Raw genomic sequence first — 21265 nt, 5'->3', positions numbered from 1 at the left:
CGTATGAGCAATGCGATGCGCACGCCCGCAGGGGCCATAAATGTCGAAAGATATCAGGGGGCCGTGGCCGAAGGACGCTTCCGGCGTCTCTGGAATGCCAATGCTTCCGGCTATCTCTTCCTCCTGCCATGGCTTATCGGCTTTTTCGGGCTGACGCTCGGGCCGGCCCTGATTTCGCTTTACCTCTCCTTCACCGACTTCGACATGCTGCAGTCGCCGCGGTGGGTGGGAATGGCGAATTACGTGCGCATCGCCACGGCGGATCCGAAATTCTCGGCCGCGATGCACGTCACCCTGACGTATGTTGTCTTCTCGGTGCCGTTCAAACTGACCTTCGCTTTGCTGGTCGCCATGGCGCTGGACCGCGGCCTGCGCGGACTGACCTTCTATCGCGCCATCTTCTACCTCCCTTCCTTGCTGGGCGGCAGCGTGGCGATCGCCGTGCTCTGGCGCCAGCTTTTCGCCAGCGATGGTCTCGTCAATGCCGCACTCTCGCAGTTCGGCATCGAAGGTCCGAGCTGGATCTCGCATCCGAACTATTCGATCTATACGCTGGTGGCTCTGTCGGTCTGGCAGTTCGGCTCGCCGATGATTATTTTCCTCGCCGGCTTGCGCCAGATTCCCCAGGATATGTATGAGGCCGCAAGCCTCGATGGCGCCTCGAAATTCCGCCAATTCTACAAGATCACCCTGCCGCTTTTGACGCCGGTGATCTTCTTCAACGCCGTCGTCCAGACCATTGATGCCTTCAAGGCTTTCACACCCGCCTTCATCATCTCCGGCGGCACGGGCGGTCCGATCAACTCGACGCTGTTCTACACGCTCTACCTCTATCAGGAAGCCTTCGGCAATTTCCGCATGGGCTATGCCTCGGCGCTCGCCTGGATCCTGGTGCTGATCATCGCCGTCTTCACCGCTTTCTCTTTCCTGACCTCGCGTTATTGGGTGCATTACGATGACTGAGATGACCGCTTCCGTCACTGCGGCCAGGCCGCCATCTGATATCACCAAACGGAGCCTGCCGGCGTCGCTTGTCATCCACGCCCTGCTGATCGCCGCATCGCTTCTGATGGTCTATCCGCTGTTGTGGATGGTTTCGGCATCGGTCAGGCCGGAAACCGAGATCTTCTCGTCGACCTCGCTTATTCCGTCGTCGATCGATTTCTCCTCCTACGCGCGCGGCTGGGTCGGCCTCGATGTCAGCTTCGGCCGGTTCTTCTGGAATTCGCTCGTCATCTCGGTGCTGGTGGTGACCGGCAATGTCATCGCCTGTTCGCTGACGGCTTTCGCCTTTGCCCGGCTGCGTTTTGCCGGCCGCAATTTCTGGTTCGCGATCATGCTCGGCACGCTGATGATCCCCTATCACGTGACGCTGATCCCGCAATATGTGCTCTTCCTCAACCTCGGCTGGGTCAACACCATCCTGCCGCTCGTCGTGCCGAAGTTCCTGGCAAGCGATGCCTTCTTCATCTTCCTGATGGTGCAGTTCTTCCGCGGCATCCCGCGCGAACTCGACGAAGCTGCCATGATGGACGGCTGCAGCGCCTGGCGCATTTACTGGAAGATCATGCTGCCGCTGTCGCTGCCGGTCTTGGCGACGGCTGCCATCTTCTCCTTCATCTGGACCTGGGACGATTTCTTCGGCCCGCTGATCTACCTGAACGACATGAACACCTATACGATCCAGCTCGGCCTGCGCACCTTCGTCGATTCCACCAGCGCATCGGATTGGGGCGGCTTGTTCGCCATGTCGACGCTGACGCTGGTGCCGGTGTTCTTCTTCTTCCTGTTCTTTCAGCGCCTGCTGATCGAGGGCATCGCCACGACGGGCATGAAGCGTTGATGGCGGCAACGGGAAAGAGCGACATGAGCATCAGAACGGTCGCAATCGTCGGCTGCGGCATTGGCCGCTCCCACATTGTCGAAGGTTATCTGCCGCATGCCGACAAATTCAAGGTCGTGGCGATCTGCGACCTGAACGGAGAGCGCCTGGCGGCAGTCGGCGACGAGTTCGGCATCGAACGGCGCACCACCTCCTTTGCCGAGCTGCTTGCCGACGACACAATCGACATCATCGATATCTGCACCCCGCCCGGGGTGCATCTGGAGCAGGTGGTGGCTGCCCTTGCCGCCGGCAAACATGTCGTTTGCGAAAAGCCGCTGACCGGATCGCTCGCCGCCGTCGATACCATCATGGCGGCGGAAAAGACTGCAAAAGGCGTGCTGATGCCGATCTTCCAGTATCGCTACGGCGACGGCATCCAGAAGGCCAAGCGGATCATCGACGCCGGCATTGCCGGCAAAGCCTATACGGCCTCGGTCGAAACCTTCTGGCTGCGCAAACCCGAATATTATGCCGTGCCCTGGCGCGGCAAATGGGCGACGGAACTCGGCGGCGTGCTCGTCACCCATGCGCTGCATCTGCACGACATGATGATGCATCTGATGGGCCCGGCAGCAAGGGTCTTCGGCCGTGTCGCCACCCGCGTCAACGACATCGAGGTCGAGGATTGCGCCTCCGCCAGCCTGCTGATGGAAAGCGGCGCCTTCGTCTCGCTGTCCTGCACGCTGGGTTCGCAGGAACAGTTGAGCCGGCTGAGGCTGCACTTCGAGAATGTGACCTTCGAAAGCAGCCATGAGCCCTATACGCCGGGCAAGGACCCCTGGAAGATCATCGCCGCCAATGACGACGTTCGGGGGCAGATTGACCGGGTGATTGCCGACTGGCAGCCGGTCGCGCCGCGTTTCACCACCCAGATGGGCCAGTTCCACGCCTTCCTCAGCGGCCAGGGGCCGCTGCCGGTGACGACGGTGGATGCGCGCCGGGCGCTGGAACTCGTCACCGCCATCTACCAGTCTTCCGACAGCGGCGCCGAAGTGCCGCTGCCGGTCGGCCCCGACAGTCCGAAATACGCCGATTGGCGCGCAAGAACGAAGTAACCGATAAATGAAACGAGAGGGGTTTTGAGAAGATGGCAACCAGTGTCGTTCTTCAGAAGGTCGAGAAGCGCTACGGCGCGATGGATGTGATCCATGGCATCGACCTGACGATCGATCCCGGCGAATTCGTCGTTTTCGTCGGTCCATCCGGCTGCGGAAAATCGACCCTTCTGCGCATGATCGCCGGTCTCGAGGAAATCTCGGGCGGCGGGCTGCTGCTCGACAACGAGCGCATGAACGAGGTGGCGCCCGCCAAACGCGGCATCGCCATGGTCTTCCAGTCCTACGCCCTCTATCCGCATATGTCGGTCTACAAGAACCTTGCCTTCGGCCTGGAGACGGCGGGTTACAAGAAGGCCGAGATCCAACCGAAGGTCAAACGCGCCGCCGAGATCCTGCAGATCGAGAAACTCCTGGAGCGCAAGCCGAAGGCGCTCTCCGGCGGCCAGCGCCAGCGCGTCGCCATCGGCCGGGCCATCGTTCGCGAGCCGCGCATCTTCCTGTTCGATGAACCGCTGTCGAACCTCGACGCCGAGCTGCGCGTGCAGATGCGCGTCGAGATCTCTCGCCTGCACCGGCAGCTCGGCAACACCATGATCTATGTCACCCATGACCAGGTCGAGGCCATGACGATGGCCGACAAGATCGTGGTGCTCAACTCCGGCCGCATCGAGCAGGTCGGCGCGCCGCTCGATCTCTACAATAACCCGGCCAACCGCTTCGTCGCCGGCTTCATCGGCAGCCCGAAGATGAATTTTCTGAAGGCCCGCATCGAAGAGGTCGGCGAGACGGAAACCAGCATTCATGTCTGCGGCAATTCCGTCCGCCTGCCACGCCGATTGAAAGGCGAGGCCGGTGAGGACGTCACCTTCGGCATCCGCCCCGAGCATCTTTCCCTCACGGAGGGCGCCATCACGCTGTCGACCGTCAACGTCGATCTCGTCGAAAATCTCGGCGGCGCCACTATGCTCTACACCACGACGCCGGATGGCCAGCTCCTGACGATCGCTCTCGACGGCCAGCAGAAGGTCGAGCGCGGCGCCAATGTGAAGACCTTCTTCGATCCGGCCCGCTGTCACGTCTTCGACGCCGCTGGAAAGACGATCTAACCGCCCTGCTTGACAGCCGATCCTGCTCTGCCCCATCATTTCGAGAAGGTGATGGGGGGTGATGCATGACGCCTGAAGATAGGATTCATGCGCTCGGCATTTGGCAGGGCCCGATCGAAATCTCGCCGATCTCAGGCGGCATCACCAACCGGAACTATCTGGTCAGCGATGCCGTCGCGCGCTGCGTGGTGAGGCTCGGCACCGATATTCCCATCCATCACATCAGTCGCCAGAACGAGCTTGCCGCAAGCCGCGCGGCGCATGCCGCCGGCATATCGCCTGCCGTCATCCACCATTCGCCCGGCGTGCTGGTGCTTGACTATATCGAGGCGCGGGCGCTGTCGCCGGAGGACGTCAGGACACCTGATATGCTCGCCCGGATCGTTCCGCTCATCCACGCCTGCCATCACGACATCGCCCGGCAATTCCGCGGCCAGGCGATGATCTTCTGGGTCTTCCACGTCATCCGCGATTACGCCGCCAGCCTGAAGGAGTCGGGCACCCCCTATCTTCCATTGCTGCCGGCCCTGATCGGCAGGGCCGAGACGCTGGAACAAGCGGCAGGGCCGTTCGACATCGCCTTCGGCCACAACGACCTGCTGGCCGCCAATTTTCTCGACGACGGCAAGCGGCTCTGGCTGATCGACTGGGACTATGCCGGCTTCAACACACCGCTGTTCGATCTCGGCGGATTGGCTTCCAACAACGAGTTTTCGGAAGCCGCCGAGCGAATGATGCTGGAGGCCTATTTCGACCGGCCGCTGACATCGGATCTCAGCCGGCGCTATGGCGCGATGAAATGCGCCTCGCTGCTGCGCGAGACGCTGTGGAGTATGATTTCGGAAATCCATTCCACCATCGCATTCGACTACGCCGCCTATACCGCCGAAAATCTCGGGCGCTTCGAACGCGCCTATCAAGCCTTTGAACAGGATCGATAAATGACGAAACAATTACCGAAGACGGCAAAAGCCGTGGTCATCGGCGGCGGCATCATCGGCTGCTCGACAGCCTATCATCTCGGCAAGCTCGGCTGGACCGATACCGTCCTTCTGGAGCGTAAGAAGCTCACCTCGGGCACCACCTTCCATGCCGCCGGCCTCGTCGGCCAGCTGCGCAGCAGCGCCAACATCACCCAGCTGCTCGGTTATTCCGTCGATCTCTATAAGCGGCTGGAGGAGGAAACCGGCCTCGGCACCGGCTGGAAGATGAATGGCGGCCTGCGTCTTGCCTGCAACGAGGAGCGCTGGACGGAGGTCAAGCGTCAGGCAACGACGGCCCAGTCCTTCGGCCTCGAAATGCAGTTGCTGACGCCGCAGGAGGCCTTCGATCTTTGGCCCCTGATGACAATAGACGATCTCGTCGGCGCCGCCTTCCTTCCCACAGACGGCCAGGCCAATCCCTCCGACATCACCCAGGCGCTGGCGAAGGGCGCCCGCATGTGCGGCGTTTCGATCTTCGAGGATACCGAAGTTCTCGACCTTGAAATCGACAAGGGGAGGATACTCTCCGTCATTACCGCTGAGGGGCGCATCGAATGCGAGCGGGTCGTCGTCTGCGCCGGCCAGTGGACACGCGCCTTCGCTGCCCGCTTCGGCGTCAACGTGCCGCTGGTCTCGGTCGAGCATCAATATATCATCACCGAATCCTTCGGCGTTCCCTCCAACCTGCCGACCCTGCGCGATCCCGATCGCCTGACCTATTACAAGGAGGAGGTCGGCGGCATCGTCATGGGCGGCTACGAACCGAACCCCATTGCCTGGGCCGAGAAAGGCATCCCCGAGGGTTTCCACTACACGCTGCTCGACAGCAATTTCGACCATTTCGAGCAGATCATGGAACAGGCGCTCGGCCGCGTTCCGGCGCTGGAGAATGTCGGCGTCAAGCAGCTGCTGAACGGCCCGGAAAGTTTTACGCCTGACGGCAACTTCATTCTCGGCGAGGCACCGGAGCTGAAGAATTTCTTCGTCGGCGCCGGCTTCAACGCCTTCGGCATCGCCTCTGCCGGCGGCGCCGGCATGGCGCTTGCCGAATGGGTGACGAAGGGCGAGCCGCCCTATGATCTCTGGCCGGTTGATATCCGCCGTTTCGGCCGTCCGCATTTCGATACCGACTGGGTGCGCACCCGCACGCTCGAAGCCTATGGCAAGCATTACACCATGGCTTGGCCATTTGAGGAACATTCGAGCGGCCGCCCCTGCCGCAAATCGCCGCTCTATGACCGGCTGAAGGCGCAAGGCGCCTGTTTCGGCGAAAAACTCGGCTGGGAGCGGCCGAACTGGTTTGCCGATCTCTTCGCCAACGAGGAGCCGAGGGATATCTACAGCTACGGCAGACAGAACTGGTTCGAGGCCGTCGGCCGCGAGCACAAGGCCGTGCGCGAGGCGGCCGTCATCTTCGACCAGACCTCCTTCGCCAAATTCGTGCTGAAGGGCAGCGATGCCGAGGCAGCCCTCTCCTGGATCGCCTCCAACGACGTCGCAAGGCCTGTGGGATCGCTCATCTATACGCAGATGCTGAACGACAAGGGCGGCATCGAATGCGACCTGACCGTCGCCCGCATCGCCGAGGACGAATATTATATCGTCACCGGCACCGGTTTCGCCACCCATGACTTCAATTGGATCGCCCGCAATATTCCGGCGGAGATGCATGCCGAACTGGTCGATGTCACCTCGGCCTATTGCGTGCTGTCGCTGATGGGGCCGAATGCACGCGCCGTGCTGGAACAGGTGACCGGCAGCGACGTCTCGAATGCCGCCTTCCCCTTCGGCCAGGTCAGGACCATCGGCATATCAGGCTGCCCGGTGCGGGCCTTGCGCATCACCTATGTCGGCGAGCTCGGCTACGAACTGCATATTCCCATTGAATATGCGACCACGGTCTATGACGTATTGATGGCATCAGGCGGCGAGCTTGGCCTAGTCAATGCCGGCTACCGCGCCATCGAGAGCTGCCGCCTGGAAAAGGGCTATCGCGCCTGGGGCTCGGATATCGGCCCGGATCACACGCCTGTTGAAGCCGGCCTCGGCTGGGCGGTAAAGATCAGGACGAACATTCCCTTCCGCGGTCGCGAGGCGATCGAGCGGCAGTTGTCGGGCGGGGTGAAGAAGCGCCTCGCCTGCTTCGTTCCCGACGATCCCGATACCGTACTGCTCGGCCGCGAAACCATCTATCGCGACGGCAAACGCGTCGGCTGGCTGTCGAGTGGCGGCTTCGGGTACACGCTTGGCAAGCCGATCGGCTATGGTTACGTCCGCAATACCGACGGCGTTACGGAAGATTTCATCCTCTCCGGCACCTATGAACTCGATATCGCCAGGGAACGGATCCCCTGCAAGCTGTCGCTGACGCCGCTTTACGATCCTGATATGGCGCGGGTGAAGGCGTGACCACGCAGTGTGGGTTTGCGCCTCCGCGGGAGAAGAGGCGTGTAGCACGCGCCTCGCTATCTCTCCCTAGTCAGAGCAAGGCGTCCGAGGAAGAGAGAAAACCTCAAAACAACGGCAGCCGGTCGTCCTGGATCAGGATCTCCAGCTTGTCCGAGACATCCTGCGCCCAGGCGCGGTGTCCGGTCAAAGCCGCCGGGAACAATCCGGGCAGGGTGAAGAGAGCCGCCGAAATCGCCGGGCCGGTGCGCGGGACATCGGCAATGAGTGCGGCGATTTCCGCGGCCCGGGGTCGCGCAGCTCGAAGCGCTCGCCATTGCCGTGTTCGCCGATCGCATAGCGCATCCAGGCCGCCACGGCGATCGCATAGGTCTCCGCCCGATCACCATGCGCCAGCGCTTCGCATGCCGGTTCCAGCAGCCGCTGCGGCAGCTTCTGCGTGCCGTCCATGGCGATCTGATAGGTGCGGTGCGCGATCGCCTTGTTTGCAAAGCGTGCTATCAATTCATTGGCATAGTCGTCGAGATCGATGCCCGGCACCGGATCGAGCGTTCTCGCCGCTGCATGCATATGGCGATAGGCCAGGGCTGCCAGGGCGGCATCGTCCATCACGTCCCGGATGAATTCATAGCCGCCGATATAACCGAGATAGGCAAGCAGCGAATGGGCGCCGTTCAGCATCCGGAGCTTCATCTTCTCATAAGCTGAAACGTCTTCGACCATCAGCGCGCCGCGCACCTTTTCCCAGGCCGGACGGCCATCGGCGAAATGGTCTTCGATGACCCATTGCGTAAAAGGTTCCGTCTCGATCGCCGCCATATCCGTGCGGCCCGTCAGCCGCTCGGCATCGGCATAGGTCGCGTCGGTGCTGGCCGGCGTGATACGGTCGACCATCGTCGACGGGAAGGGCACGTTCGCTTCGATCCAGCGATGCAGATCGGCATCGATGCGGGAGGTGAATTCGAGCACCAGGCGCTTCAGCACGGCGCCGTTGCTCGGCAGGTTGTCGCAGCTGAGCGGCGTAAACGGGGCGATGCCCTTCTGCCGTCGGCGCGCAAGGCCCTCCACCAGGTAGCCAATGACGCCGCGCGGTGCATGCCGGTTGGCGAGGTCGGCGACGATATCGGGATGTTTAAGGTCGAGACCGCCGGTTGCGGGATCGAAACCATAGGCCTTTTCCGTCACCGTCATGCTGACGATGCGGATCGCGGGATCTTCGAGCCGCGCCAGCAGGCCGGCCGGATCGCGCGGCGCCACATGCGCCTTCAGGATCGAGCCGATCACCTCGGCCGTCGTGCCTGATGTATCGCGGATCAGTGTCGTATAGAGCCCGTTCTGGGCGCTCAGATTGTCGGCGACATCGGGCGTGCGCAGGCTTGCCACCTCGATACCCCAGTCGCCGGCTGCGGCGGCCAGCGCGCCATCGGTAAACGGTGCGAAATGCGCGCGAAAAAGGCGCCGGGTCCCAGATGCAGGATGCCGCTTTTCAGCCGGCTGCGGTCATAGGCGGGAAGCTTCGCCGTCGGGGCGAGGCCGGAAAGGGTCTGCAGTCGTTCGCTCACAGCTTGTAGGCCTTCTTCGCATTGCCATAGGAAAGTTCGCCCGCCACGATCGCGGCGTCGCTCTTGGAAATCCGGTGCTCGGCGGCGAGCCCGGCGAGGAAACGGCAGACTTCGCGGCGCCAGACATCATGCCGCGCCGGGATCGAAAGCAGCGCCCGCGTATCGTCGTTGAAACCGGCCATATTGGCGAAGCCTGCCGTTTCCACCACCTGGTCGAGATAGCGGCGGATGCCGAGCGGGCTGTCGTGGAACCACCAGGGCGGGCCGATCATCAGGCAGGGCCAATGGCCGACCATCGGCGCCATTTCGCGCGCATAGGTCGTCTCGTCGAGGGTGAAGAGCAGCACCCGCAGCCCCGGCGCATGGCCGTATCTGGAAAGCAGCGCATTGAGGCCGCCGACCCAGTCGGTGCGGGTCGGAATATCGGCGCCCATATTCGGGCCGCGCGTCGCAAACAGCCCGCTGTCGGTGTTGCGCCGCGACCCCGCATGGATCTGCATGACCATGCCGTCCTCGGCCGAAAGCCCGGCCATCTCGGTCATCATCTGGCCGCGGAAGAGTTCCGCCTCCGCAGCCGACAGCGGCCCCCTCAGCGCCTTGTCGAGCAGCGCCTGCTTTTCCGCAAGCAGCAGATCGGCGGTGAAGGCTGTGGGTACGCCGTGATCGGTCGCGGTGGCGCCGAACTGGCGGAAATAGGCGCGCCGGCGCCGGTGCGCCTCGATCAGGCCCTCCCAGCGCGTCACGTCAGCGCCAGTGATCTCGCCGAACTTGACGAGATTATCGCGGAAGCCGACCGCATCCGGATCGGTGACGCTGTCCGGCCGGTAAGTGGTGCGCACCTTGCCGATCCAGCCGTCGGCGGTCATCTTCTGATGATGTGTCAGCGGGTCAAGCGCGCCCTCCGTCGTCGCGATCGTTTCGATGCCGAATCGCTGATGCAGCGCCCGCGGGCGGAATTCGGGAAGGGCGAGCTGAGTATTGATATGGTCGTAGAGCGCATCGGCATTGTCTGATGTCAGCGGCTCGGTGCAGCCGAGCACGGCCGACATGGCGTGGTCGACCCAGAGGCTCGACGGCGTTCCGCGGAAGAGATGATAATGCTTGGCAAAGGTTCGCCAAATCGTCCGCCCCGCAGCCACCGGCTTGCCGTCGAGCCTGGGAACGCCGAGCTCGTCCAAGGGAACGCCGACGCTGTGCAGCATCCGGAAGAGATAGTGATCGGGAATGACCAGCAGCGAGGCCGCATCTTCGAAGGGCTTGTCGTCGGCGAACCAGGACGGTTCGGTATGCCCGTGCGGGCTGACGATCGGAAGATTGCGCACCGTCTCGTAGAGGTCGCGCGCAATGGTCCGTATTGCCGGGTCGGCCGGAAAGAGCCGGTCCGGATGAAGAAAGCCGTTTCCTACATCCATCAGTATTCCTCCCTGATGGATAAGGGCCTACCCCACAACATCAGGCGCGGCAAGGTCTTTTAGTAACCGGATGGTTCGGTTTTTGCGCACGGTCGCACCAGCCATGGAAAGCATTGACGAAGCGGCCTATTTCCGCTTTGGGAGGAGCACTGTATTGCCGGTTTCGGCAAAGGAGGATCGATGTCCGACGAGACGAACCGCATCACCCGGCTGGAGGAAATGCTGGCCCATCAGGCCAAGACGATCGAGGAGCTTTCCGATCAGCTGACCGAGCAATGGAAGATCGTCGAGCAGATGCGCTCCAAGCTCGACCGGCTGACCGAACGTTTCCTGTCGCTCGAGGAGCAGTCGCTGGAAGCGCCTGGTATTACCCGCCCGCCGCATTATTGACGGCACGCGGCGAGAGGCCGCGTGCGCGATTTTCCCGGCTGGCCGATCAGACGCCGCCGATGCAGAGATATTTCATTTCCAGATAGTCGTCGGCGCCGTGGCGTGAACCCTCGCGGCCGAGGCCGGATTGCTTGATGCCGCCGAAAGGCGCGGTCTCGGATGACATGATACCGGTATTGATGCCGATCATCCCATATTCCAGCGCTTCCGCCACCCGCCAGACCTTCTTCAGGTCGCCGGCATAGAAATAGGCGGCAAGGCCGAATTCCGTATCATTGGCTTGAGCGATGACATCTTCGGCCGTCTCGAAGCGGAAGAGCGGCGCCACTGGCCCGAAGGTTTCCTCGCGCGCCACCTTCATGCCGCGCGCAACGCCGGCCAGCACCGTCGGCGCAAAGAAGGTGCCGGCGCCGTCGATGCGCTTGCCGCCGGTCAGCAGCTTGGCGCCCTTGGCAAGCGCGTCGCCGACATGGTCTTCCACCTTGGCAAGGCCCTGCTCGTCGATCAGCGGCCCGATCTCGACACCCGGCGTGAAGCCGTCGCCGACCGACATTGCGGCGACCTTGGCGGCAAGCTTGGCCGCGAAGGCGTCATAGACGCCCGACTGGATGTAGAGGCGGTTGGCGCAGACACAGGTCTGGCCGGCATTGCGGTATTTGGAGGCGATCGCGCCCTCGACGGCGGCGTCGAGATCGGCATCGCCGAAGACGATGAACGGCGCGTTGCCGCCGAGCTCCAGGCTCACTTTCTTGATCTGATCGGCGCACTGCCGCATCAGGATGCGGCCGACTTCCGTCGAGCCGGTGAAGCTGATCTTGCGCACCTTGTCATTGCCGCAAAGCTCGCGGCCGATCGCCGGGCCGTCGACGCCGACGATGAGGTTGAAGACGCCGGCCGGAATGCCGGCCTGTTCGGCGAGCGCGGCAAGGGCAATCGCCGTCAGCGGCGTCTGTTCGGCGGGCTTCGACACGACAGTGCAGCCGACGGCAAGCGCCGGAGCCACCTTGCGGGCGATCATCGCCGCCGGGAAATTCCACGGCGTGATCGTGCCGACGACGCCGACCGGCTGCTTGATGACGATCATGCGCTTATCTTGAGACGGCGCCGGGATCGTCTCGCCATAGATGCGCTTGGCTTCCTCGGCATACCATTCGATATAGGATGCGGCATAGAGAATCTCGCCGCGCGCTTCCGCGAACGGCTTGCCCATTTCGGCGGTCAGGATCGCGGCGAGTTCGTCAGCATTGGAGACCATCAGGTCGAACCATTTGCGCAGGAGGGTGCTGCGCTCCTTGGCCGGGCGGGCGGCCCAGGCCGGCTGGGCGGCATAGGCCGCATCGATCGCCGCCCGCGTCTCGGCTGCCCCCATGTCGGGCAGCGAAGCAAGCAGTTCGCCGGTTGCCGGATTGAGCACGTCAAAGGTCTTTGTGGCATCGCCCGATGTCCAGACGCCGTTGACATAGCCGGCAGCGCGCAGGAACGGCGAAGAGAAGGGAACGTGCCTTGTCAGGGCGGTGGTGAAAGCCATGTCATATCTCCTTGGGAGCGGCCGCCTGTTGCCGGCAACCCTTGTAATTCGGGACCCATCGCGTCACTTGGCCGAAGTCGCTTCCAGCATCGAGGCCTCGAGAATGTCGAGCGCCTCGCCGAACACTTCGTCCTGGATGGTGATCGGCGCGAGAAAGCGGATGACGTTGCCGTGGACGCCGCAAGTGAGCAGGATCAAGCCCTTGCCGAGTGCTGCCAGCCGCACCCGGTTGGCGAAATCGGCGCTCGGCAATCCCGTCTTTCGGTCGTTGAATTCGACGGCGTTCATGAAGCCCGGCCCGCGGATATCGACGATCTCGGGCACTGTCTCGCGCAGCGATTCCAACCGCTGCTTCAGCCGGCCGCCGAGCTGGTCGGCACGGCCGCAGAGATCCTCGTCGGCAATGACGTCGAGCACTGCGTGGGCGGCCGCGATGCCGAGCGGATTACCGCCATAGGTGCCGCCGAGCCCGCCCGGTCCCGGCGCATCCATGATTTCGGCGCGGCCGGTGACGGCGGCGAGCGGAAAGCCGCCGGCAAGGCTCTTTGCCATTGTCGTCAGGTCGGCCGCCACCTCGTGATGATCCATCGCGAACATCCGGCCGGTGCGGGCAAAACCGGTCTGCACCTCGTCGGCGATCAGCAGCATGCCGTGCTGGTCGCAAAGCTCGCGCAGCGCCTTCATGAAAGCTGGGGGTGCGGAATAGAAGCCGCCTTCGCCCTGCACCGGCTCGAGGATGATGGCGGCGACACGCTGCGGATCGACATCGGCGGCGAAGAGCTTCTTCAGCGCCGCGAGCGACTGGTCGGCGGTGACGCCGTGCAGTTCGACCGGGAAGGGGACGTGGAAGACGTCGCCCGGCATGGCGCCGAAGCCGACCTTGTAGGGCACCACCTTGCCGGTCAGCGCCATGCCCATGAAGGTGCGGCCGTGAAAGCCGCCACCAAAGGCGATGACGGCCGAACGGCGGGTTGCCGCACGGGCGATCTTGACGGCATTTTCGACCGCTTCTGCGCCCGTCGTTACGAAGATCGTCTTCTTCTCGAAATCACCAGGCACCAGCGCGTTCAGCCGTTCGGCGAGATGCACATAGCTTTCGTAGGGCACGACCTGATGGCAGGTATGGGTGAAGCGATCGAGCTGATCCTTGACCGCTGCGATGACCCGGGGATGGCGGTGGCCGGTGTTGAGAACGGCGATGCCGGCGGCGAAATCGATGTAGCGACGGCCTTCCTTGTCCCAGATCTCGGCATTCTCGGCGCGATCGGCATAGATCTGGGTCGTCATGCCGACGCCCCGTGAAATGGCGGCGTTCTTCCGGTCCGTAAGGCTCGTCGCGGTCATCGATGCGCTCCTGTCTGAAGGGTTTGAAATTATCTTGTATAAGTTCTGCAATTTGCCTATAAAACTCCTACATTTTTCCTGCAAGAAAACAAGTGGGATTTTTTGCTTCAAACATCACGCATTTTGATAAATGCTCGGCAGCGATTGGAATCGGGGATATTGGCGGATGAACGATAACGGGCCGGTACGCTACAAGGTGGCGGAAGCCGCACGGCTGGCGGGCGTTTCGGCCTCGACGCTGCGTCTCTGGGAAAGCCAGGGCCTGGTCGTTCCCGGCCGTTCGCAGACCGGTCATCGCCAATACAGCGCCGAGGATGTGGCGCGGCTGAAGCGCATCTCCTGGTATCGGGCCGAACGCGGTCTCAATCCCGCCGCCATCCGCGAGGCGCTGGAAGGTGAGGAACCTTCCGCCGATGGCGCCGAGGCAAGTCAGGATACCGGCCTCGGCCGCAAGCTGCGCAGCCTGCGCCACGCCGCCGGCAAGACGCTGGATCAGGTGGCCGGCGATATCGGCGTCACCTCCTCGACACTTTCGACGCTGGAGCGCACCTCGCAGGGCGTCGGTTTCAAGACGCTGCATGACCTCGCCGAGTATTACGGCACCACTGTCTCACGTCTCTCCGGCGAAGAAAGCGCCGAGGTGCCGGTGCTGGTGCGTGCCGGGGAATGGCGCAGCTGGCCGGAAACGACGCCTGGAGTTGCGGTGCAGTTGCTTGCCGAAGGCCCGAGAATGATGGATTGCCATCGTTTCGTGCTGGCGCCGGGCGCTGCGAGTGAAGGCGCCTATCGCCATGAAGGCGAGGAATTTATGCATGTCCTGTCCGGCCGGCTCGAGCTGGTGCTCGACAGCGATCAGTTCTTCGATCTCGGTCCGGGCGATTCACTTTATTTCGAAAGCCGCCGCTACCATTCCTGGCGTAACCGCCACGACGGCGAAACTGTGCTTCTCTGGATCAACACGCCGCCGACATTCTGAAGCGCCTGCAGAGGAAGCGGTTTCGCATTTTGCGGCTTTGCGCTATAGGGCTAGTGCATAATTCCTTAAATCGGAACCGATTTAAGGATAAAATTATACTGCAATTCATAAGTACCGCAGCGTGCTTTGCGCGTCTGAAAGACGCGCGGCGCTGTCGGGGACGCATTCGAACGAAAGATAGTCTCATGGCCGCCACCATACGTTATCACGAAGGCGACATTTCCGCGGCCGATGCCGCGCGCTACACCGGCGCGATTGCCATCGACACCGAAACGCTCGGCCTGGTGCCACGCCGGGACAGGCTCTGTGTCGTCCAGCTTTCACCTGGTGATGGCACCGCCGACGTCATCCGCATCGCCGCCGGCCAGAAAGCGGCTCCCAATCTCGTCGCCCTGCTCGAAGATCCGACCCATCAGAAGATCTTTCATTACGGCCGCTTCGATATTGCCGTGCTCTTCCACACTTTCGGCGTCACGACGAACCCGGTCTTCTGCACCAAGATCGCTTCGCGCCTGATCCGCACCTATACGGATCGCCACGGCCTCAAGGACAATCTCAAGGAGATGCTGGACGTCGATATCTCCAAGGCGCAGCAGTCTTCAGATTGGGCGGCCGAAACGCTGTCTCCGGCCCAGCTCGAATATGCCGCTTCCGACGTGCTTTACCTGCATGCTTTGCGCGACAAGCTGACCGCGCGCCTGATCCGCGACGGCCGCTTCGACCATGCGACGGCCTGCTTCGCATTCCTGCCGACCCGCGCCAAGCTCGACCTGCTCGGCTGGGAAGAGGCCGATATCTTCGCCCATAGCTGAGTAAATTGCCCGCGCCTTGCGTGAAACAAGGATCGTGGAAGCGGCTGGTCCGCGGCCGTTAGCAATTCGTTAACGCCTCTTTCCTAAAATTCCCATTAATATTTATGCATTTCGATGACGCCGGTATTGCGTCATGCGGACAGGAGGATCTGCGGGGATGCAAGGGGCCGGATGAGCGCGGTCCTTTATAGAGCCTGCTTTCATCGTCACTTTACGAAAGGAGCATGCCATGTTGACTCCCGTTCGTGCAGCGTCCAATGCAAGCTTTTCGTCTCAAGGCCAGACTGCGGCGATCGTCGCCGGCGGCCTCGGCCGTTCTGTGATTGCTCCCGCGTCGGTCAACGCCGTCGAAGCCGCCGACCTGAATTCCGCCGTTGCCGGCAAGCTCAGTATCCTGCTGCTTGCCGCACGCGAGCGCATGATCGAGGCCCTCTTCGATGCCATTGATGCCGCCGGCCGCGCCATCTCGCTAGATCGCGGCGAGGACGAAACCAATCTTGCCTTCGCCTCCCGGCTAGCCGATGCCATCCTGCGGCTGCCGGGCGTCAGAATCGACGAGGTCGAGCGCCAATTGACGGAGCAAGGCCACAGCCTGCCACTTCGGATGATTGCCGCAGCCCTGAAGAACCCTGCAGGCCCGGAAGCGGCGCGGATCGTCGCCTATCTGGAAATCGTCCGCTACAAGGACCGCGATCTCGCCGCTCGCGCTGTCGTGCGCTCGTACGGCCAGAATGACGCTTCGCCGATGCGCGCTGAAGCCCGGCCGGAGATCCAGCTGCATGAGGATCATGAGCCTGCCGCCATGCGCAAGCCGGCAGACGAGCTGTCGGCGCCGCCCGGCGCGCTCATCGAGGCGGCGGCGCTGGCCACCGCCGAGGAAGCGGTGATCGCCGAGGCCGTTGAGGTAGCCGATCCGGAAACGCCGCGGCCTGAAAACCGGGCTCAGTCCGCGTCGGCAGCGGCAAGCGAGGTCGCCGCGGAAGAATCTGAACGGCAGGAGATCGACACCGCGCCAGCCTTGCCGGCCGAAGCCACAGCGGCCGAGGAGGCGCGGGAAACGCCGGAGGCGCCCGCCCTCCAGCCTCGCACTGTGTCGGAAAAGGGCGATCCTGTCATTCCAAGGAACTGGACAGGAATTGCCGCTTCGATGACCGAAGAGGTCTCCGAGATGATTGTCACCATCATCCGCGAGCAGGATGTCGAAGCGGTGCTGGAGGATGGTCCCGTCGAAGCGGCCGTGGAGATCGATACGATACTCGACGATGCCGTCATCAGCGATGCGGCCGAAACCTTGACCAGGCAGCCGGCTGACCTCGCAGCAGCCGACGCGCGCCCCTCCGCAGCGCTGCACCCATCGCCGATGGAAACGGAGATCGTGGCTGCGGCTGCCCGCCAACCGAAAGAGACCGATGCGCCACTGCCAATGACGGCGATTCCCGAGACGGCCTATGTCCCGCTTGCAGCAAGGATGCCGGAGGGACTTGCCTATACGCAGCTGCCCTATCAGTTCGCCAAGGATGTCCCGCCGAACGGGAAGGCGGATGAAACCAGCCACCAGAATCAGCACCACCACGATGGGGCACCGCCAGATCAGCAGCAAGAGGATAAGCAGCAGGCGCAATCCGGCGGCGGGGATGCCGCGGCCGATGGCGAAGCAGCCAATGCGGCGCCTCAGCGCCGGACGCCGAGAATGATCGATACCGAGCCGACGCCATATCAGTCAGGCGCGGCCGCCGACCCGGTTTATGCGCTCTATCAGCGCATGGTCGGCTGGGAATAAATAACCTGAAAATGAAGAACCCGCCGGATCGCTCCGGCGGGTTCTTCAATTCAAAGGCTGATGCGAGGCTTATTCGCCGCCGCGGTTCTTGAGCGCTGCGCCCAGGATGTCGCCGAGCGAAGCGCCGCTGTCGGACGAACCGAACTGGGCAACGGCTTCCTTCTCTTCCGCAATCTCCAGAGCCTTGATGGACAGCATGATCTTGCGGTCCTTCTTGGAGAAGTTGGTGACGCGGGCGTCGAAGACCTGGCCGACCGAGAAGCGCTCGGGGCGCTGTTCGTCGCGGTCGCGGGCGAGGTCGGCGCGGCGGATGAAGGAAGTGATGTCCTCGTGGTTGACGAGCTTCACTTCGACGCCGCCGTCGTTGACCGCGATGACTTCGCAGGAAACGACCGCATTCTTGCGCAGGTCGCCCGATGCAGCGGCGTCGCCGACCGCATCCTTGCCGAGCTGCTTGATGCCGAGCGAGATACGTTCCTTCTCGACATCGACGTCGAGAACGACGGCCTTGACGACGTCACCCTTGTTGAACTCCTCGATGACCTGTTCGCCCGGACGGTTCCAGTCGAGGTCGGAGAGGTGCACCATGCCGTCGACATCGCCGTCGAGGCCGATGAACAGGCCGAATTCGGTCTTGTTCTTGACTTCGCCTTCGACTTCAGTGCCGGCCGGATGGCTGCGGGCGAATGCTGCCCACGGGTTTTCCAGCGTCTGCTTGAGGCCGAGCGAGATACGGCGCTTGGACGGATCGACTTCGAGAACGACGACTTCGACTTCCTGGCTGGTGGACAGGATCTTGCCGGGGTGTACGTTCTTCTTGGTCCAGGACATTTCCGAAATGTGGATCAGGCCTTCAATGCCCGGCTCCAGCTCGACGAATGCACCGTAGTCGGTGATATTCGTGACGGTACCGGAAATCTTCTTGCCTTCCGGATACTTGGCCTGGATGCCATCCCAAGGATCGCTCTCGAGCTGCTTCATGCCGAGCGAGATGCGGTGGGTTTCCTGGTTGATGCGGATGATCTGAACCTTGACCTGCTGGCCGATGTTCAGGATTTCCGATGGATGGTTCACACGGCGCCATGCCATGTCGGTGACGTGCAGCAGGCCGTCGATGCCGCCGAGGTCGACGAACGCACCGTAATCGGTGATGTTCTTGACGACGCCGTCAACAACCTGGCCTTCTTCGAGGTTCTGAACGATTTCAGAGCGCTGCTCGGCACGGGATTCTTCCAGAACCGTACGGCGCGATACGACGATGTTGCCGCGGCGCTTGTCCATCTTGAGGATTTCGAAGGGCTGCGGGTTGTGCATCAGCGGCGTGACGTCGCGGATCGGGCGGATATCGACCTGCGAACGCGGCAGGAAGGCGATCGCACCGTCGAGGTCGACCGTGAAGCCGCCCTTGACCTGGTTGAAGATCACGCCTTCGACGCGCTCGCCGGCTTCGAACTTGGCTTCGAGCTTGACCCAGCTCTCTTCGCGGCGAGCCTTCTCGCGCGACAGAACGGCTTCGCCGAGCGCGTTTTCAATGCGCTCAACGTAAACTTCGACTTCATCGCCAACCTTGAGCTGGCCATCCTTGGCGCGCGCGCCGAATTCCTTGAGCGCGATGCGGCCTTCGACCTTCAGGCCGACGTCGACAACGGCGACATCCTTTTCGATGCCCGTGACGATGCCCTTGGTGACATAGCCTTCGGCCAGATCGTTCTTGGCAAAGGACTCTTCGAGAAGGGCCGCGAAATCCTCGCGAGAGGGAGTAGCTACTGACATAAAATCTCCTGCGTGTCCTGAATAGCGGAGCGGACACGTATGCGCCGGTTGGTTTGCGTTGAACGGGCCTGAACCCAGTCCGCCCTCTTTCACGAAGGCAATCCGGCGCTTGGACGGAATTTCAGGCTGCTGTATTAGAAGCGATCCATGCGTCTGAGCATGCAAAATCGCTTGAATTTAGGCATTTCGGCTCAAGACCGCATCGATGATCGATTGAGCGGCTTGAAACGCGGCCTCTATACTCATTTCCGACGTATCAAGCAAGTGCGCATCATCAGCTGGTTTCAAAGGGCTGTCGGCCCGTCCCATGTCGCGTTCGTCGCGCCGCTTCACGTCCTCGAAAATCACATCGAAATCCGCCGTCGCCCCCTTGCCGAGAATCTCGTCGTAACGGCGTCTAGCGCGCACCTCCGGCGTTGCCGTCACATAGAGTTTGACCGGTGCATCCGGGCAGACGACCGTGCCGATATCGCGCCCGTCGAGCACGGTTCCCGGCGCCTTGGTCGCAAATCGTCGCTGTGCCTCGACCAGGGCCCGACGCACCGCCGGCATCACGGCTATTTTCGAGGCCGCTTCGCCGATCTCATGCTTGGAAAGTATATCGCGATCCAATCCGGCGAGTTCAACCTCCCGCGCGATCTTTTCGGCCACCGCCTCGTCGTCAAACGGCAGGCCGGCGTCGAGCAGCGCCTTGGCCGTGGCGCGGTAGGTCAGGCCGGTGTCGAGATGATGGAAGCCGTATTGCTCGGCGATGCGGCGCGAAAGCGTGCCCTTGCCGGCCGCAGCCGGGCCATCGATGGCGATGGTGAAAGTCTTGCTGCTCATGTGTCGATCCTGGGGCACCTGGCTGAAAGGCGGCGGCGCGGCGCCATGCACGGCGTAATCCTTTGTAAAGGCGCAGGATTTCCTGCGCAAGACCGAACCTTCCGGTGACGATCTTCGTTCAGCTCTGCGGCTGCCGCGGCTCGTTACCATAAACGCGCCGGGCGGTCATCCGCCGCTGGCGGAAATAGCTTGCGCTCCGATCATAAAGTTTGGCTTTGACATGGGAAGCCGCAGCGATTAAGGGGACCGGCTTATAAATTCCGATGGAACGCCGGCTTGAACGGCATTTGCCGAATCTTGCATTCGGCCATTCTCACGAGGCTTATAGTGGCGAAAGCGGAACTTGGAACCAAGCGTACCGATCCGGAAACCGGCAAGAAGTTTTATGATCTGAACCGGGATCCGATCGTTTCTCCTTATACCGGCAAGTCCTACCCCCTGTCCTTCTTCGAGGAAACCTCGGCGATCGCCGATGTTGCCGAAGAGGACGAGGTTGCGGAAGTCGATACCGAAAACACCGAAGTCGAACTGGTTTCGCTTGAGGATGCCGATGACGCCGCCTCCGGCGACGACATCCCCGATATCGGCGACGACGATGTCGAAATCGAAGGCGATGACGACGACGATACCTTCCTCACACCCGACGAAGACGATGACGATGACGACATGAGCGACATCATCGGCGTGACCGGCGACGAAGACGAAGTTTGACGGCTGCATTTCGGCCCGGTGAGGAAAAAATTCTCCGGGCCGAATTTTTTAGGCTTGCTATCTCCGAAAACCGGAAGTAATAAGCCGCCACTCCGCAGGGCACGCCCTGCGAAGCATCCCAGGACCGGCGCTCAGCCGGACCACCTTGATGGGGCTATAGCTCAGCTGGGAGAGCGCTTGCATGGCATGCAAGAGGTCAGCGGTTCGATCCCGCTTAGCTCCACCACGCTTCGCCCTTACGGGCTTCGCGTGGCGCAGCCGCGGGAGACCGTTAGGCCGAAGCAGTGCCCGGCATAGCCCGAAGGGCGACGACGTGCTGTCCGCAGCGTCGATTTTTCCGATCAGGAATACACTGGCTCTACCGCAGATCTGAAACAGCGATTCGCCGCTCACAACGCCGGAAAATCTACCCACACTGCCAAATTTGCACCATGGAATTTGCTCTGGTATTGCGCCTTTCGTGACAAGCACAAGGCGCTTGAATTCGAAACATACCTGAAATCGCATTTCGGCAGGGCTTTTGCCAGCAAGAGACTGGTCCAGCCGAATCTGACTTCAACTCGCTTGGCTAACGGGAAGACCGATTCCGAATAATCGCAGGTGCATGCGAAAGCGGTGTAGTTGGATCACGCGACGTGTCTGGCGCATTCAACGAAAAGACTCCAGGAATAGAGGCCGTCGGGCGACGCAGGCACTCCGCTCCCACGACCTCAA

16 protein-coding genes, 1 tRNA gene and 2 pseudogenes are annotated in these 21265 nt (G+C 62.1%); 13 read left to right on the top strand and 6 right to left on the bottom strand.

Going from position 1 to position 21265, the window contains the following annotated elements; translation table 11 throughout:
* The first annotated feature begins 3 nt into the window (after positions 1-3).
* The 6 genes from MF410_RS19000 (at position 4) to MF410_RS18975 (ending at position 7441) form a co-directional block, all read left to right on the top strand.
* Positions 4-963 (top strand): sugar ABC transporter permease, encoded by a 960-nt coding sequence (locus MF410_RS19000; RefSeq protein ID WP_097628454.1) that lies wholly within the window; start codon positions 4-6, stop codon positions 961-963.
* Between the two features lies 1 nt (position 964).
* Positions 965-1843 (top strand): carbohydrate ABC transporter permease, encoded by an 879-nt coding sequence (locus MF410_RS18995; protein WP_165503875.1) that lies wholly within the window; start codon positions 965-967, stop codon positions 1841-1843.
* On the top strand, positions 1843-2940 hold the full coding sequence (locus MF410_RS18990) for a Gfo/Idh/MocA family oxidoreductase (protein WP_183781807.1): 1098 nt from the start codon (positions 1843-1845) through the stop codon (positions 2938-2940). Before MF410_RS18995 ends, MF410_RS18990 begins: the two co-directional genes overlap by 1 nt.
* A 32-nt stretch (positions 2941-2972) precedes the next feature.
* Positions 2973-4049, top strand: coding sequence for a sn-glycerol-3-phosphate ABC transporter ATP-binding protein UgpC (ugpC, locus tag MF410_RS18985; protein WP_097628452.1), 1077 nt, complete (start codon positions 2973-2975; stop codon positions 4047-4049).
* Positions 4050-4114: 65 nt separating this feature from the next.
* Positions 4115-4990: a phosphotransferase gene (locus MF410_RS18980; protein WP_097628451.1), complete on the top strand. Its 876-nt coding sequence runs from the start codon at positions 4115-4117 to the stop codon at positions 4988-4990.
* Positions 4991-7441 (top strand): FAD-dependent oxidoreductase, encoded by a 2451-nt coding sequence (locus tag MF410_RS18975; protein WP_097628450.1) that lies wholly within the window; start codon positions 4991-4993, stop codon positions 7439-7441.
* A gap of 103 nt (positions 7442-7544) precedes the next feature.
* Here the strand turns inward: MF410_RS18975 and MF410_RS18970 are convergent.
* Together MF410_RS18970 and uxaC are read right to left on the bottom strand one after the other, a co-directional pair.
* Positions 7545-9000: pseudogene (locus MF410_RS18970) on the bottom strand (mannitol dehydrogenase family protein).
* Positions 8997-10412, bottom strand: coding sequence for a glucuronate isomerase (uxaC, locus tag MF410_RS18965; protein ID WP_097628448.1), 1416 nt, complete (start codon positions 10410-10412; stop codon positions 8997-8999). The pseudogene MF410_RS18970 and the gene uxaC overlap by 4 nt, the downstream one beginning before the upstream one ends.
* 180 nt (positions 10413-10592) lie before the next feature.
* Between uxaC and MF410_RS18960 the strand changes: the two genes are divergently transcribed.
* Complete coding sequence (locus tag MF410_RS18960; protein WP_003589419.1) at positions 10593-10802, top strand: SlyX family protein; 210 nt, start codon at positions 10593-10595, stop codon at positions 10800-10802.
* Between the two features lie 46 nt (positions 10803-10848).
* Here the strand turns inward: MF410_RS18960 and MF410_RS18955 are convergent, their stop codons facing one another.
* Entirely contained in the window at positions 10849-12330 is a 1482-nt protein-coding gene (locus MF410_RS18955; RefSeq protein WP_097628447.1) for an NAD-dependent succinate-semialdehyde dehydrogenase, read from the bottom strand.
* A gap of 63 nt (positions 12331-12393) precedes the next feature.
* A complete protein-coding gene (locus MF410_RS18950; RefSeq protein WP_097628446.1) occupies positions 12394-13674 on the bottom strand; it encodes a 4-aminobutyrate--2-oxoglutarate transaminase in 1281 nt (426 codons plus the stop codon).
* 166 nt (positions 13675-13840) lie between these two features.
* Between MF410_RS18950 and MF410_RS18945 the strand changes: the two genes are divergently transcribed.
* From MF410_RS18945 to MF410_RS18935, 3 genes are all read left to right on the top strand, one after another.
* On the top strand, positions 13841-14650 hold the full coding sequence (locus tag MF410_RS18945) for a MerR family transcriptional regulator (RefSeq protein ID WP_097628445.1): 810 nt from the start codon (positions 13841-13843) through the stop codon (positions 14648-14650).
* A gap of 185 nt (positions 14651-14835) precedes the next feature.
* Positions 14836-15462, top strand: coding sequence for a ribonuclease D (locus MF410_RS18940; protein WP_097628444.1), 627 nt, complete (start codon positions 14836-14838; stop codon positions 15460-15462).
* A gap of 229 nt (positions 15463-15691) precedes the next feature.
* Positions 15692-17242: a hypothetical protein gene (locus MF410_RS18935; protein WP_183781799.1), complete on the top strand. Its 1551-nt coding sequence runs from the start codon at positions 15692-15694 to the stop codon at positions 17240-17242.
* Between the two features lie 69 nt (positions 17243-17311).
* Here the strand turns inward: MF410_RS18935 and rpsA are convergent, their stop codons facing one another.
* On the bottom strand, positions 17312-19015 hold the full coding sequence (rpsA, locus tag MF410_RS18930; RefSeq protein WP_003571265.1) for a 30S ribosomal protein S1: 1704 nt from the start codon (positions 19013-19015) through the stop codon (positions 17312-17314).
* 177 nt (positions 19016-19192) lie between these two features.
* Positions 19193-19840 (bottom strand): (d)CMP kinase, encoded by a 648-nt coding sequence (cmk, locus tag MF410_RS18925; protein WP_097628486.1) that lies wholly within the window; start codon positions 19838-19840, stop codon positions 19193-19195.
* A 327-nt stretch (positions 19841-20167) separates the two neighbouring features.
* Between cmk and MF410_RS18920 the strand changes: the two genes are divergently transcribed.
* The 3 genes and pseudogenes from MF410_RS18920 to MF410_RS18910 all read left to right on the top strand — a co-directional run.
* Positions 20168-20551, top strand: a complete 384-nt coding sequence (locus MF410_RS18920) for a TIGR02300 family protein (protein WP_003589408.1) — start codon at positions 20168-20170, stop codon at positions 20549-20551.
* Positions 20552-20701: 150 nt separating this feature from the next.
* A tRNA-Ala gene (locus tag MF410_RS18915) sits at positions 20702-20777 on the top strand.
* 92 nt (positions 20778-20869) lie between these two features.
* Positions 20870-21145: pseudogene (locus MF410_RS18910) on the top strand (GIY-YIG nuclease family protein); the annotation flags it as partial.
* Positions 21146-21265: the final 120 nt, after the last annotated feature.

It is taken from the genome of Rhizobium sp. C104, assembly GCF_022354505.1.
Taxonomy (GTDB): domain Bacteria; phylum Pseudomonadota; class Alphaproteobacteria; order Rhizobiales; family Rhizobiaceae; genus Rhizobium; species Rhizobium redzepovicii.
This window is presented reverse-complemented; position numbering and strand designations above follow the sequence as displayed.